The sequence below is a fragment of the Nocardia sp. NPDC005978 genome, from assembly GCF_040614455.1.
GTDB lineage: Bacteria > Actinomycetota > Actinomycetes > Mycobacteriales > Mycobacteriaceae > Nocardia.
On record NZ_JBEXUS010000025.1, the window covers coordinates 54,089 to 66,955 of the forward strand.

13 protein-coding genes and 2 tRNA genes are annotated in these 12,867 nt (G+C 69.7%); 8 read left to right on the top strand and 7 right to left on the bottom strand.

What is annotated here, in order from left to right:
* Window position 1: 1 nt before the first annotated feature.
* From ABZ319_RS14260 to ABZ319_RS14275, 4 genes are read left to right on the top strand one after another with little or no spacing between them, the layout of a single operon-like run.
* A complete protein-coding gene (locus ABZ319_RS14260; protein ID WP_354986813.1) occupies window positions 2–1,141 on the top strand; it encodes an acyl-CoA dehydrogenase family protein in 1,140 nt (379 codons plus the stop codon).
* Window positions 1,138–2,244: an enoyl-CoA hydratase/isomerase family protein gene (locus ABZ319_RS14265; RefSeq protein WP_354986814.1), complete on the top strand. Its 1,107-nt coding sequence runs from the start codon at window positions 1,138–1,140 to the stop codon at window positions 2,242–2,244. The genes ABZ319_RS14260 and ABZ319_RS14265 overlap by 4 nt, the downstream gene beginning before the upstream one ends.
* Complete coding sequence (gene mmsB / locus ABZ319_RS14270; protein ID WP_354986815.1) at window positions 2,241–3,146, top strand: 3-hydroxyisobutyrate dehydrogenase; 906 nt, start codon at window positions 2,241–2,243, stop codon at window positions 3,144–3,146. Before ABZ319_RS14265 ends, mmsB begins: the two co-directional genes overlap by 4 nt.
* Window positions 3,143–3,919, top strand: coding sequence for an enoyl-CoA hydratase (locus ABZ319_RS14275; protein WP_354986816.1), 777 nt, complete (start codon window positions 3,143–3,145; stop codon window positions 3,917–3,919). The genes mmsB and ABZ319_RS14275 overlap by 4 nt, the downstream gene beginning before the upstream one ends.
* A 141-nt stretch (window positions 3,920–4,060) precedes the next feature.
* Here the strand turns inward: ABZ319_RS14275 and ABZ319_RS14280 are convergent, their stop codons facing one another.
* Window positions 4,061–5,113: a hypothetical protein gene (locus ABZ319_RS14280; protein ID WP_354986817.1), complete on the bottom strand. Its 1,053-nt coding sequence runs from the start codon at window positions 5,111–5,113 to the stop codon at window positions 4,061–4,063.
* A 67-nt stretch (window positions 5,114–5,180) separates the two neighbouring features.
* On the bottom strand, window positions 5,181–5,723 hold the full coding sequence (locus ABZ319_RS14285; protein WP_354986818.1) for a MarR family transcriptional regulator: 543 nt from the start codon (window positions 5,721–5,723) through the stop codon (window positions 5,181–5,183).
* 90 nt (window positions 5,724–5,813) lie between these two features.
* Here ABZ319_RS14285 and ABZ319_RS14290 point away from each other — a divergent pair, with 90 nt between their 5' ends.
* Window positions 5,814–6,701: a DUF3105 domain-containing protein gene (locus ABZ319_RS14290; RefSeq protein WP_354986819.1), complete on the top strand. Its 888-nt coding sequence runs from the start codon at window positions 5,814–5,816 to the stop codon at window positions 6,699–6,701.
* Window positions 6,702–6,769: 68 nt separating this feature from the next.
* Window positions 6,770–6,840: transfer RNA gene (locus ABZ319_RS14295), tRNA-Cys, on the top strand.
* A 70-nt stretch (window positions 6,841–6,910) separates the two neighbouring features.
* Here the strand turns inward: ABZ319_RS14295 and ABZ319_RS14300 are convergent.
* On the bottom strand, window positions 6,911–7,414 hold the full coding sequence (locus tag ABZ319_RS14300) for a hypothetical protein (RefSeq protein WP_354986820.1): 504 nt from the start codon (window positions 7,412–7,414) through the stop codon (window positions 6,911–6,913).
* Window positions 7,415–7,597: 183 nt separating this feature from the next.
* On the opposite strand from ABZ319_RS14300, the gene ABZ319_RS14305 reads away from it, so the two are divergent.
* Window positions 7,598–7,954 (top strand): hypothetical protein, encoded by a 357-nt coding sequence (locus tag ABZ319_RS14305; protein WP_354986821.1) that lies wholly within the window; start codon window positions 7,598–7,600, stop codon window positions 7,952–7,954.
* A gap of 237 nt (window positions 7,955–8,191) precedes the next feature.
* Window positions 8,192–9,556, top strand: a complete 1,365-nt coding sequence (locus tag ABZ319_RS14310; RefSeq protein ID WP_354986822.1) for a hypothetical protein — start codon at window positions 8,192–8,194, stop codon at window positions 9,554–9,556.
* Here the strand turns inward: ABZ319_RS14310 and ABZ319_RS14315 are convergent.
* The 4 genes from ABZ319_RS14315 to ABZ319_RS14330 all read right to left on the bottom strand — a co-directional run bounded on the left by ABZ319_RS14315 (window position 9,511) and on the right by ABZ319_RS14330 (window position 12,776).
* A complete protein-coding gene (locus ABZ319_RS14315; RefSeq protein WP_354986823.1) occupies window positions 9,511–10,791 on the bottom strand; it encodes a lipase family protein in 1,281 nt (426 codons plus the stop codon). The two genes, ABZ319_RS14310 and ABZ319_RS14315, sit on opposite strands and share 46 nt — an antisense overlap.
* 150 nt (window positions 10,792–10,941) lie before the next feature.
* Window positions 10,942–11,014, bottom strand: a tRNA-Arg gene (locus ABZ319_RS14320).
* Window positions 11,015–11,142: 128 nt separating this feature from the next.
* Window positions 11,143–11,850 carry a DUF305 domain-containing protein gene (locus ABZ319_RS14325; protein WP_354986824.1) on the bottom strand — a complete coding sequence of 236 codons (708 nt, stop codon included), beginning with the start codon at window positions 11,848–11,850 and terminating at the stop codon, window positions 11,143–11,145.
* The gene (locus ABZ319_RS14330; protein WP_354986825.1) at window positions 11,850–12,776 is read right to left on the bottom strand and encodes a DUF3105 domain-containing protein; all 927 of its coding nucleotides are present in this window, start codon (window positions 12,774–12,776) and stop codon (window positions 11,850–11,852) included. The genes ABZ319_RS14325 and ABZ319_RS14330 overlap by 1 nt, the downstream gene beginning before the upstream one ends.
* Window positions 12,777–12,867 lie beyond the last annotated feature (91 nt).

The following is a 12,867-nucleotide window of genomic DNA, read 5'->3' on the forward strand; positions in this document are numbered from 1 at the left end:
GATGTTCACACTCGACGAAGACGAACAGGCGATCGTGCAGACCGCCCGCGCCTTTGCCGACGAGCTGCTCGCCCCCGACGCGCTGGATTGGGATGAGCGCAAGCACTTCCCGATCGATGTGCTGCGCAAGGCCGGGCAGCTCGGCCTGGGCGGCATCTACGTCCGCGAGGACGTGGGCGGCTCGGAGCTGCGCCGGCTGGACGCCGTGCGGATCTTCGAGGCGCTGTCCACCGGCTGCCCCGCCATCGCCGCCTACATCTCCATCCACAACATGGCGGCGTGGATGATCGACAGTTACGGCGATGAGGCGCAGCGCAATCGGTGGCTGCCGGGCCTGACCTCCATGGATCTGCTGGCCAGCTACGCGCTCACCGAACCCGGTGTCGGCTCGGACGCGGCGGCCCTGAGCACCAGGGCCGTTCGCGACGGTGAGGACTATCTGCTCACCGGCGTCAAGCAATTCATCTCCGGCGCCGGCAGCACCGACGTGTACATCGTCATGGCGCGCACCGGAGACGAAGGCGCGCGGGGCATTTCGGCGTTCATCGTGCCCGCCGACACCCCCGGGCTGTCCTTCGGCGCGAACGAGAAGAAGATGGGCTGGAACGCCCAGCCCACCCGCGCGGTCATCATGGACGAGGCCCGGGTGCCCGCCGCCAATCTGCTCGGCGCGGAGGGCAACGGTTTCCGCATCGCCATGAACGGGCTCAACGGCGGGCGGCTCAACATCGCGGCCTGCTCGCTCGGCGGCGCGCAGTTCGCCCTGGACAGGACCGTCGGTTACATGGCCCAGCGCAAGGCCTTCGGCGCGCGGCTGCTGGACAACACGGCCCTGCAATTCGACCTGGCCGACATGCGCACCTCCCTGGAGGCCGCGCGCACCCTGCTGTGGCGCGCGGCGGCCGCCCTGGACGCCGGCGCACCCGACCGGGTGGAGCTCTGCGCGATGGCGAAACGGTTCGCCACCGACGCCGGATTCGACGTGGCCAACAAGGCCCTGCAACTGCACGGTGGCTACGGTTACCTGGCCGAATACGGGATCGAGAAGATCGTCCGCGACCTGCGGGTGCATCAGATTCTGGAGGGCACGAACGAGATCATGCGGGTGGTAGTCGCCCGCTCGGTGGTAGGAGCGGCATGAGCGAAACAGTGGGAACACCCGAGGCCGAGGTGCTCATCGACAAGCGCGACGGGCTCGGCCTGATCACGCTGAATCGGCCGCGTGCCATCAACGCCCTCAATCATTCGATGGCGCTGATCATTCTGGACGCGCTGCGGGCCTGGGCGGCCGACGACGAGGTGCGCACCGTGGTGCTCACCGGTGCGGGCGAGCGCGGGCTGTGTGCGGGCGGGGACATCGTCGCCATCCACAACGACGCGAAGCACGCTGTGGCCGAAGGTGATTCGGCCTACATCGCCGCCGATTCGCCCAGCGGCAGGTTCTGGCGTGACGAGTACATCCTCAACGCCCTGATCGGCGCCTACCCCAAGCCGTACGTCGCCATCATGGACGGCATCGTCATGGGCGGCGGCGTGGGCCTGTCCGGGCACGCCAGCCACCGGGTCGTGACCGAACGCTCCATGGTCGGCATGCCCGAGACCGGCATCGGGTTCGTTCCCGACGTGGGCGGCACCTACCTGCTCGCGCGCGCGCCCGGCGAGATCGGCACGCACATCGCGCTCACCACCGCGCGCATGAGCGCCGGGGACGCGGTGGCGGCCGGTTTCGCCGACTACTTCGTGCCGTCCGAGCACATTCCGGCCCTGCTGGAGGCGCTGCACACCAACGACGTGGACGTGGCCATCGCGAAATTCGCGCAGCCGGCCCCGGTTTCGGAGTTCGTGGCGCAGCGGGAATGGATCGACGCCTGCTATTCGGCGGACACGGTGGAGGAGATCGTCGAGCGCCTGCGCGCCTCCGACACGCCGGAAGCGGCCAAGGCCGCCGCGGACGTGCTCGCCAAATCGCCCGTGGCGCTGAAGGTCACGCTGCGCTCGCTGCGCAGCGCCCGCACCGCCGCGAATCTCGAAGAGGTGCTCGATCAGGAGTACCGGGTCTCGGCCGCCGCGCTGAGCACTCACGACCTGGTGGAGGGCATCCGCGCCCAGGTCATCGACAAGGATCGCAATCCACAGTGGTCGCCCGCGACCCTGGCCGAGGTCACCGCCGCCGCGGTGGACGCGTACTTCGGTGCGCTCGGGGATCGCGAATTGGGTTCGGCCGCAACAAAGGAACAAGCGTGAGCACTGAGAACACCAAGGTCGGATTCCTGGGACTGGGCCACATGGGCGGCCCGATGGCCGCCAACCTGGTCAAGGCCGGATACGAGGTCCTGGCCTACGACCCCGTGCCCGCCGCGCAGGACCAGGCGCGCACCGACGGCGCGAGCGTCGTCGCCACACCCGCCGCGGCCGTGGCGGAGTCGGACGTCGTGATCACCATGCTGCCCAACGGGCGCATCGTGCTCGACCTCTACGGCGACGTGCTGGCGGCCGCGAAGCCGGGCACGCTCTTCGTGGACTGCTCCACCATCGACGTCGACGACGCCAAGGCCGCGGCCGAACTCGCGGTGGCCGCGGGACACCGGGCGCTGGACGCACCCGTCTCCGGCGGCGTCGCCGGCGCGGCGGCGGGCACCCTCACCTTCATGGTGGGCGGCGCCGAAGCCGATTTCGCCACCGCCCTGCCGCTGCTTGAGGTCATGGGCGGCAAGGTCGTGCACTGCGGCGGCGCGGGCGTCGGCCAGGCCGCCAAGGTCTGCAACAACATGATCCTGGGCATCTCCATGATCGGGCTGTCCGAGGCCATCGTGCTGGGGGAGAAGCTCGGCCTGACCAACGAGAAGTTCTTCGACGTGGTCTCCACCGCCTCGGGACAGTCCTGGGCGCTGACCTCGTACTGCCCGGTGCCCGGTCCGGTGCCGACCAGCCCGGCGAACAACGACTACAAGCCGGGTTTCGCGACCGCGCTCATGACCAAGGACCTGGGCCTGGCGGCGAACGCGTTGCAGGCCAACGGTGTCGACGGACAGATCGGTTTGCTGGCCGCCGAGATCTACAACCGCTTCAACCAGGACGAAGCGGGCAAGGATTTCTCGGCTATCGTCACCGATATCCGTAAGCGATCTGGAGGAGACAACGCGTGAGTGACTTCGAGACCATTCTGCTCGAGCGCAAGGGGCGCGTCGCGCTCATCACGCTCAATCGGCCGAAGGCCCTCAACGCGCTGAACTCGCAGGTCCTGGCCGACATCTCGGCCGCTCTCGACGAGCTCGAGAACGACAACGAGATCGGTGCGGTCGTGCTCACCGGGTCCGAGCGCGCCTTCGCGGCGGGCGCGGACATCAAGGAGATGCAGAGCAAGTCCTACATGGACATGTTCCTGACCGACCACTTCGCGGGCTGGGATCGCCTCGCCGCGTTCCGCAAGCCGATCATCGCCGCGGTCGCCGGCTACGCCCTGGGCGGCGGCTGCGAACTGGCCATGATGTGCGATCTGCTGCTCGCGGCCGACACCGCCAAGTTCGGGCAGCCCGAGATCAAGCTCGGCGTCATCCCCGGCATGGGCGGCTCGCAGCGCCTGACCCGCGCCGTCGGCAAGGCCAAGGCCATGGACCTCATCCTCACCGGCCGCAACATGGACGCCGAGGAGGCCGAGCGCGCGGGCCTGGTCTCGCGCATCGTGCCCGCCGCCGACCTGGTCGCCACCGCCCTCGAGGTCGCCGAAACCATTGCGGGCATGGGTCTTCCGTCGGTCATGATCGCGAAGGAGGCGGTGAACCGCTCCTTCGAGACCACCCTCGGCGAGGGCCTGCGCTTCGAACGTCGCGTCTTCCACTCGCTCTTCGCCACCGAGGATCAGAAGGAAGGCATGAACGCCTTCGTCGAGAAGCGGCCCGCCAACTTCGGTCACAAGTAGGCTCGAAAACCCCACCGGCGTCCCGCCATCCACCCGGATGGCGGGACGTTCGTGTCTGCGGAACTCCCTTTCGGAAATCGGCCACCGGCTGTAAAGCCTGCTGGACAGGCTAATTCATGCGAATCGGGTATTTCGGTCGGCTCAGCCGTGTTTGGGCGGGCCGACCACCTCCACCGTCGGCGGCTTGTCCTGCTGCTCGCCCGCCCTGTCCAGCGCCAGGGCGCCCGCGATGGTGCCCCCCAGCGTGGCCGTGACGGCGATGGCGGCCACCAGCTTGCGCCGGGACACCGGAGCCTCGACCTGAGCGCGCAGCGCGGGCACGGGGTTGAATCGGACGCTGCGCACGCGCCGGGCCGAGGGGCGCTCGGCGGCCAGCAGCACCGCGCCGCGGGTGGAGACGAACTCGGGCTCGGGGTCGTAGATGAGGGGCAGGTCCAGCTGCTGCTCGAGGCCGTCGCGAATGCTCCGGCTGCGCGAGCAGCCGCCGAGCAGCGCCAGCCCGGTCGGATGCACGCCGGTCTCCTCGACCATCTGCCGCACGAACGAGGCCGAATGGTGAACGCCCGCCGAGACCAGATCCGCGAAATCGCTGCGGGTCAGCACCGCGCGCTGCCCGGTCACCGGATCCTGGACCGTGATGACCCGCTCGCCCGCCAGCGCCTCCTTGTAGCGGCGGCTGGTCCCCAGATCCACGGTGACGCCGCTGCGCACCAGCTGCCACCGCAACAGGGCGTCGTGCCCGTCGCCGCTGAGCACCGGACTGCGTTTGGTGGCCAGGATCGCGTCGGTGCGACAGTCGATCTGGGTCAGGGTCAGCCCCGAAGCGCCCAGGTCGTAGAGCAGGATCGAGCCCTCGGTGGGCAGCCTGCCGGTGAAGCGCAGATACCGCAGTTGCGCGACCGGTTCGTCGATGACGGTCAGGCGATTGCGGCCCGCGGTGGTGCGCACCGCCTCGGCGTGCGCGGAACAGCGGCAGGTCACCGCGATGCCGGTGATGAACTCGTCGCGCCGGGCCGCGGATTTGCGCATGAGGCGAATGGCTTCGAAGACGCCCTCCTCCAGGGCGCCGCCCGCACGGCGATCGACCTCGCACCGATCGATGGGTGGCAGATGGGGCTGATCGGAATGGGTCAGCATGGCGCGCGCACCGGCCGCGCCGGCGGACACCCCGAGGACCAGCACCATGGCCTCCATGGTGAACCCTTTGCGGCCCGATTCCAAGACTATGACGCAGGAAATTGGCTGCTCGGATGCTGGAGGGTTACTGCCCGGCCCACCGGGTGGGCGAGCCACCGCTGTCGAAGTCACCCGCGGTCTGCCGGAATTCGGCCAGCAATTGCAGCAGCAGCTGTAAACGATCCGGCGCCAGGCCCGTGCTGGCGAAGACCTGCCGGTTCAGCTGGGTGGTGGCCTTGGCTACCAATTCCCTTCCGGCATCGGTTATCTCGATGAGCGTCGCCCGCCGGTCACTCGGGTGCGGCACCCGCTTCACCAGGCCCGCCGCTTCGAGTCGGTCGACCGTATTGGTGACGCTGGTCGGGTGCACCTGCAGGCGCGCACTGGCCACCGCCATCGGCAGCGCGCCCGTTTTGCTGAACCCCAGCAGCATGAGTAGCTCGTAGCGCGAGAAGGTCAGCCCCGACGGTTTGAGCGCCTCGTCGACCCGGGCCATCACGATCTGCTGCGCGCGCACGAGCGAGGTGACCGCGGCCATCCCGTCGGCGACCTCACCCCAGCCGTGTTCGGTCCACTGGCGGTGTGCCTCCTCGATCGGATCCAGTGGCAGGGGACGTGGCCGAGACATGACATCGATCATCGCACGCGATCCGGGCAAACTCCGCCGCACCGAGCCCGATCCGGTGTCGTACTGTTGCGCGCGAACAGGAGGCAGTACGTGATCAACCCGTCCGACCCGCAATCCGACTCCGCACCGGGTCCCTACATGGTGCCCTTCCCCAACTCCCAGCCACCTCAGCGCAATCGACGCACCCAGATCCTCGGGCTGGCCGCGGCGACCCTGCTGCTATCGGTGGGCGTCATCGTCTGGTCGCTGCAGCGATCGGCCGCCGCGGAAGACGACATCGCAGCGGGCGCAAGCGAATTCGCCCCGACCAAGGGCGACCGGGATCCTTCCGAGCGGATCCCGGGCATCGTGCGCAAGGACTACCCGGCCGGATTGCACGTGACCGGGCAGCAACGGGTGGCCTACACCCAGTCCCCGCCCTTCGGCGGCCCGCACGACAGCTCCTGGCTGCCGTGCACGGGTGTCGAGTACGCGGTCGCGGTGCGCAACGAGAACGCGGTGCACTCGCTCGAACACGGCGCGGTGTGGATCACCTACAACCCGGAGACCCTCGACTCCACCGGGCAGGCGGTGCTCAAGACCCTGGTCGTGAACAAGCCCTACATGTTCATGTCGCCGTACCCGGGTCTGACCACCCCCATCTCGCTGCAGTCCTGGGGCCATCAGCTCAAACTCGCCGATCCGCACGACGAGCGCATCGAGCACTTCATCACCGCGCTGCGGGTCAACGACTTCACCCATCCCGAACCGGGCGCGACCTGTTCCAACCCGAGCATCGACCCGGTCGCCCCGCCGCGCGCGGATGCCAACCCCCCGGGTCCGGACGCGATCGCCGAATCGGCGACCACGCTGCCCACCACGACCGTGGCCCCGCCGCCTCCGCCCCCGGCGCCCGAGCCCGCCCCGGACGCGCCGCCGCCCCCGCCGGGTCCCGAGGTGCCCCCGCCGCCCGCGCCGGAGCCGCCGCCCGCGCCGTGAGCGCGTTGAAATCACGGTGATCGCAACCCTGGGCAATCACATTGGCGTAGGTCATTATTGATGACGATGCGGGTGTGACCGAGTGGCCAGGTAGCGGTCTGCAAAGCCGTATACGCGGGTTCGACTCCCGCCGCTCGCTCTGGAGAGATCAGGCCCCCACGGTTCGCCGTGGGGGCCTGATTCGGCTGTGCGGGTTCGCCTTCGGCCCGCTACTTGCCGTCCGCGGAGCAGACCTTCCAGGAGCCCGATTCCAGGCGCAGATGCTCGGTGGCGGTGGTGGTCTTGTCCTCGGCGCCGGCCAGCGCGAGCGCGCCGGTCATCTGCGCGGTCGCGGTTTCCGCGGCGATCGCGATATCGGCAACGCCGACGATGCGAATCGTGAACCTGCCGCGATCGGCGGCGACCTTCTGCGCGTCGGGCAGCGCGGCGAACTCGGCGCGATCGGCGGCGCACGCCTTCTCGACCGCCACCGACGGGCCCTCCGCGGACAGGGTGCCGTAGAAGTCGCGAATCGCGGAATCGATCTGCTCGGCGGCGGAGGGATCGGACTTCCCGGTCAGCGCCAGCGTCGCGGCGACACCGCCGCCCACCACCACGACCGCGGCCACCAGCAGGCCGATGAGCAGTGGTCTGCGCCCGCCGTTCCCGGTTCCGGTGGAGCGCTCGGCGTCCTGGGCGGGGGCATGCGGTTGTCCGCCGGGCGGCAGGGTCATCGGGTTCCTTCGATCGTCCTGGCATGAACTGCCCGCACCTTACGCCACAACGGTTGTGGCCCGGCGGGATCCGCGCGAGTGCGCACCGGCCCCCGGAACGCGTGTGCCGCACCGCCCCGGGGCCGCCGCCACATATATTGGCGCGAGGGCGAATTCGCCCCTGCTCGATCCGAAGGAGTGCCCGTGCGCCGCACGCTGTTCGTTCTCGCCGTCTGTGCCGCTCCGCTGGTGGCCGCTCCGCTCGCCGCCGCGCAGCCACCCGCCGTGGACACCGGCGTGCAGGTGCGCGCGGTGTACGGCCCCGAACAGTTCCCGATCGCGGGCGTCACCGCCGACATCACCCCGTGCGCGGGCGGTCCCGCCCTGCCCGCCGTCACCACCGATGCCACCGGCGCGGCCACCGTTCCGGCGGGCGCCGGGTGCTACCGGGTCCGGGCGGGCGAACTGTCCGGCTGCGCGGTCGACGGCGACCCGGTTCAGCAGGTGAGCGTGGTCCCCGGCATCACCGCGATCGCGACCTTCCGCTACCGCTGCGCCTGAATCGCGCGTCGGCGACGCCGTGCGAAGCACGGCCCCCGTGTGTGACCGACCGTGACGTCCGCCTCGGTGCGCCGGTCGGTTCTTCGGTGTTTTCGCAGCGCAGCGGCACTCTCGATAGGTGTGGGCAATTTCACTCGCCCTCTCCGGTATGGGCACCGGCTGTTAACCTCGAGACCAGTTAGCTGCTCGAAATGCTGTAGCGCGATAAGCGTCGCATCACCGATGAGAGGTGACGATATGGGCGCGAAGTCCGCGTTGGAGTATCCGATGGATATGGCGGTCGTGCCTGATCTACGCCGATACGCAGGTCTAGCCGAGGTCGCGTCCGCCTTTCTCGGCGCGATAGTCGCCGGTTTGTTGCTCATGGCCCCGCTCGATCTCGCGTGGTCCGATGACGGCGGCCCCCTCGAACTGGACATGCTGGTGCTGAACATGCCCCGTGCCGCCGCGGCCGGGGCCATTTTCGCGGTGGTGGCGGCCGCGCTCGCGGTGGCCCTGGGCCGCCGGGCGGCCTGGCTCATGTCCCTGGGCTCGGCGACGATCCTGCTCGCCGATCACCTGTGGAATCTGAATTCCTCGTTCACCGGCACCCTCATCACCGTCAACTACATCGACTCGATCTTCGGCGGGCTGCTGCTCGGCACGCTCGGGGTGGCCGTGTGCGGCCGGCGGATCACCTCGACGGCCTTCCTCGTCGGCGCGCTGGGCGCGATTCTGTTCGGGGACCTCACCTCGCTGCCCGAGTCCGGTGGCGAACCCACCTTCACCGAGTGGCTCTCGGTCGGCACCCCGCCGGTCTGGCTCCTGCTGATCGCGGTCGTGGCGCTGGCGGCCGGGGTGAGCGTGCAGCGTCCGGCCGACGACGCCGAGACCGAGACCGCCGACCTGCCCATCGCCCCGATTCTGGCCGCACTGGTGCTGGTGATGGCCACCGCACTGTCCACCGAGTGGTTCGTGCGCGGACCCGGCACGGTGCCGAACATCGTCCTCGCGGCGGCGGTCACCCTGGTCGCGGCCCTGCTCGCCGCGCTGCTGCTGCCCGGGCGGGACGGCCGCTACGTGCTGCTGGCGGTCGCGGTCACCAATTCCGGCAGCGCCATCTTCACGGTGCCGCGGCCGGACTGGAGCGCGCTGATGCAGATCGGCGGCGTGCTGCTCGGGTTCTACCTCGGCAGGCGCGGGTTCTCCCCGTGGCCGGCCTTCGCCGGGACCGGACTGCTGGCCCTGTTCGCCGCGCTGACGGCGGATCACGCGCACTCGGACGCGGTCATTCCCATCGTCGGCATCACCGCGCTCGGTCTGCTCATGGGCTACGCCTTCGCCGGGCCCGCCCCGGTGGCGCCGACCAGCATGGTGGTGGCCTTGAGCGCGCTGGTGGTGCCGTGTCTGGTGATCGCGTTGCGCGGCAGCAGTTTCGGGCGCATCGCCTATTCGCCGCGCTGGTATCGGGATCCGACGGGCGCGGTCTCGGCGACGCCCGGCTGGGCGGCGCTGGCCATCACCCTCGGCTGCGCGGCGGGCCTGTTGCTGCTGTATCGATTGCGGCCGGCCGGGATTCAGTCCGCGAAGCGCGCGTTCACCCACAGCAGCGCGTCGTCGTAGGACGCCTCCAGCACGGCGCGATGATCCGCGCCCGCGTAGCCGCGATACTGCACCGGCTGTCCCGCCAGGCGCTGTTTCGCCACCAGGGAATCGGTCGCGACCGCCGGCACCACGGTGTCGTCGCGGCCCTGCAGCACCAGCAGCGGCCGGGTGAAAGTCAGTGCGCTGGGATCGTTCTCATCGAGCACGCGGGTCAGCGCGCTCATATCGCCCTCGCTATCGAAGACCTCGTTCATGGCCAGGCCGCCCCACGCCTGCGGGTTGCGTAGCCCGCCGATGCAACTGGCGTCCGCGAGCGAGACCATCGCCGTGGTGTGGGCGGTCAGGAATCTGCCCGGGTCGATGTCGGCGACGGTCTGCGCGCCGCGAATGATCAAGGGCAGGAACGCCGTCGACTCGCCCGCGAGCGAAGCGCCCGCGCTGGGAATCCCGGCCACCGTCGCCAGCTGCGCCGCCTGCAGCCCCACGCCCTGGTGTGAGGCCGGGGCCAGTGCGACCGCGCCCAGCAGGCGCAACTCCGGCGCCCACTCCTGCGCCTGGGCATTGGCGAAGATCGCGGCCTGCCCGCCCTGCGAATGACCCATGGCCACCCAGCGTTTGCCGATCTCGGGTTCGAGTTCGCGTGCGGCGCGGGCCATATCGGTCACCGCGCGCTGCTCGGCGGTCCCGATGAGATAGCCGTGCGGGCCCGGGGTGCCCAGCCCCTGATAGTCGGTCTGCGCGACCGCGTACCCCGCGGCGATCCAGCGCGCCTGCACCCGGCGCACCAGCGCGGTGTAGTCGTGCGCGGGATACAGCTCCGAGGAGTCCAGCGACGGCGCGCAGACATCGGCCACGCCCGTGGTGCCGTGCGCCCAGGAGATGAGCGGCCACCCGCCCGGCGGCGGGCTGCCCTGCGGCACCGACACGGTGCCCGAGACGGCCACCGGCATGCCGTGCATATCGACGGATCGGTACAGCAGCAGATAGTTTCGCGCGTTCGGCAGCGCGGGATCGTCGATGACGGCCCGGATCTGGATTATCGAACCGGGCGGCCCGGGAATCCGGTCGTCCGGCGCGGAATAGAACGAGAGGTCGGGGGAGTCGTCCACCACCGGGGTCGCGGCCGCGGGCCGGGCCGAGACCGGCGAGCTCACGATCGCCGCCGCCAGCGCGGTCGCGGTGACGAACCCGGACCGCCGGCGCGGCGACGGCCGCGTGGACCGCTGCGCACGCACCGCCTCGATGTCCGACATGTCCAGAAACATACCGCTCTGTCGGTCCCGCGAGCCGCAATGAAACGTCCTCGTGGTGACACCGGCGGGTGTGTGTCCCGGGCGGTGGCCCCACCCCCGGAAACGAGTAAGGCCCCGATCATGAAACATGATCGGGGCCTTACCATCCGGTGCCCTCGGCAGGAATCGAACCTGCGGCCTTCTGCTCCGGAGGCAGACGCTCTATCCCCTGAGCTACGAGGGCGGGGTAGACCCTCCTGGACCTTCGAGCTTCCAAGTGGGCTCCGAAAGCGTAGCGCATCGGGTGCGCTGGGCCAAAAAGCTTTTCGGACCGGGCGTTTTGCGACGCCCGGCCGGCGTCTTGCGTGCGCGTCAGTTCATCGGGAGCGGGGTCGCGCCGCGCTCGGCGAGCATCTGGGTCATCAATTGCGATTCGCTGGCTTGGGTTTTCGCCATGGTGCCCGCCAGGTTCCGCACCTGATCGGTGTCCGCGCGCTGGGCGGCGTACTCGATCATCGGCATGCCGCCCTGGTGGTGGCGCAGCATCAGTTGCAGGAACAGCTTGTCCAGCGCCGGGCCGGTGGCCGTGCGCAGGGTCGCGAGTTCCTGATCCGAGGCCATGCCGGGCATGGACGGGACCGAGCCCGTGTGCTGCCCGCCACCGTGATGCGAACTCGCCTCGCTCATCCAGCCCATGTAGCCGTCCGCCGGCAGCAGCGGCTCGCCCCACAGCGACAGCCACGCCTGCATGCGCCCGGCCTGATTCTGCTGCGTGGTGAGAATGTCGTAGGCCAGTCGCTTGATCGCCGGATCATCGGAACCGGCCAGCGCGATGGCGGACATCTCCACCGCCTGCCCGTGATGCACCGACATGTCCTGGCTGAAGCCGATATCCACCGATCCCGCGGCCGCGGCGGTGTCCCGGTTTCCCACCAGCAGTCCCGCCGCGAACCCCAGCAGCACGACCGCGATCACCCCGAGCACCAGCAGCGCGGGCCGCTGGTTCCGGGCCGGCTCCCGCAGGGGAGCCGTCGGTTCGTGGTCGCCGGAGTCCTCGTGTGCGAGCAAGGGCGGCGGCATTACTGCGCCGGAGCCGGTTCGACCGGCTCGGCGGGCTGGGTCGGGCCGTCGGTGGGCGCGGGAATCGCGGGCACGCCACCGGGCATGTTCTCGAGGCCCGGGACCGTCTCCAGTCCCGGAATGCCGGACAGGCCGTTGCCGAACGGGCTCGCGCCGCCGCCACCGAGCTCGGTCGGATCCTGGGTCAGGCCCTTACCGTCCATCGGCACCGCGTCGGGGCCGGGCGCGCTCGGGTCGAACGCCGGCGGATTCTCGGTGTCGAACGTCGGGTTCGCGCAGCTCGCACCGACCTCGGGGTAGGTGTTCTCGTTCAGGCGCAGATCCTTGATGAACTGATCCACCCGCGAATCGTCGGCCGAGTCCAGCTTCAGCTGATGACCCCACGCCAGCAGCGCGATCGGCGAATCCAGGCCCGGGTACGGCGACATGAGCGAGTACGGCTTGCCCTCGACCTTCTTCTTCAAGGTCTCGACGGCCGCCGAATCGACCTTGTCCGGGTTGTAGGTGACCCAGACCGCGCCGTGCTCGAGCGAGTGCACGGCGTTCTCGGTGCGAATCGCCTTGGCGTACACCGTGCCCATGCAGTTCGCCCACGAACCGTCGTGCGGGCCGCCGAAGGCCGGCGACTGGTCGTAGGCCACCCGCTGGGTGGCCGCCACGTGCAGACCCGCCGGATAGTCCTTCTTGACGATGCCGTCGATGTACGCCGACGGGTTCTTGAGCTCCTCGCGGGCGTGGTACTTGGGCACCAGGAACGCGGCGATACCGCCGACGAGACCCAGCACCACCACCACGGCGGCGATCGTCATCCAGGGAATGGTTCGGTTGCTGGGCAGCTTTCCGTTCCCGCCCTTGCGGCCGGAACGCGAGGATTTGCCCGCGGCCTTCACGGCCTTGGCCGACTTGGCACTGGTCCTGCTCGGCATAGCTCGTTGTGCTCTCTTCGACGTGTCGGACAATCAAACGATGCGGCCGCATCGTTTGCTGGGCGCCTGCCCGGTAGGTGCCCGCTCGCGG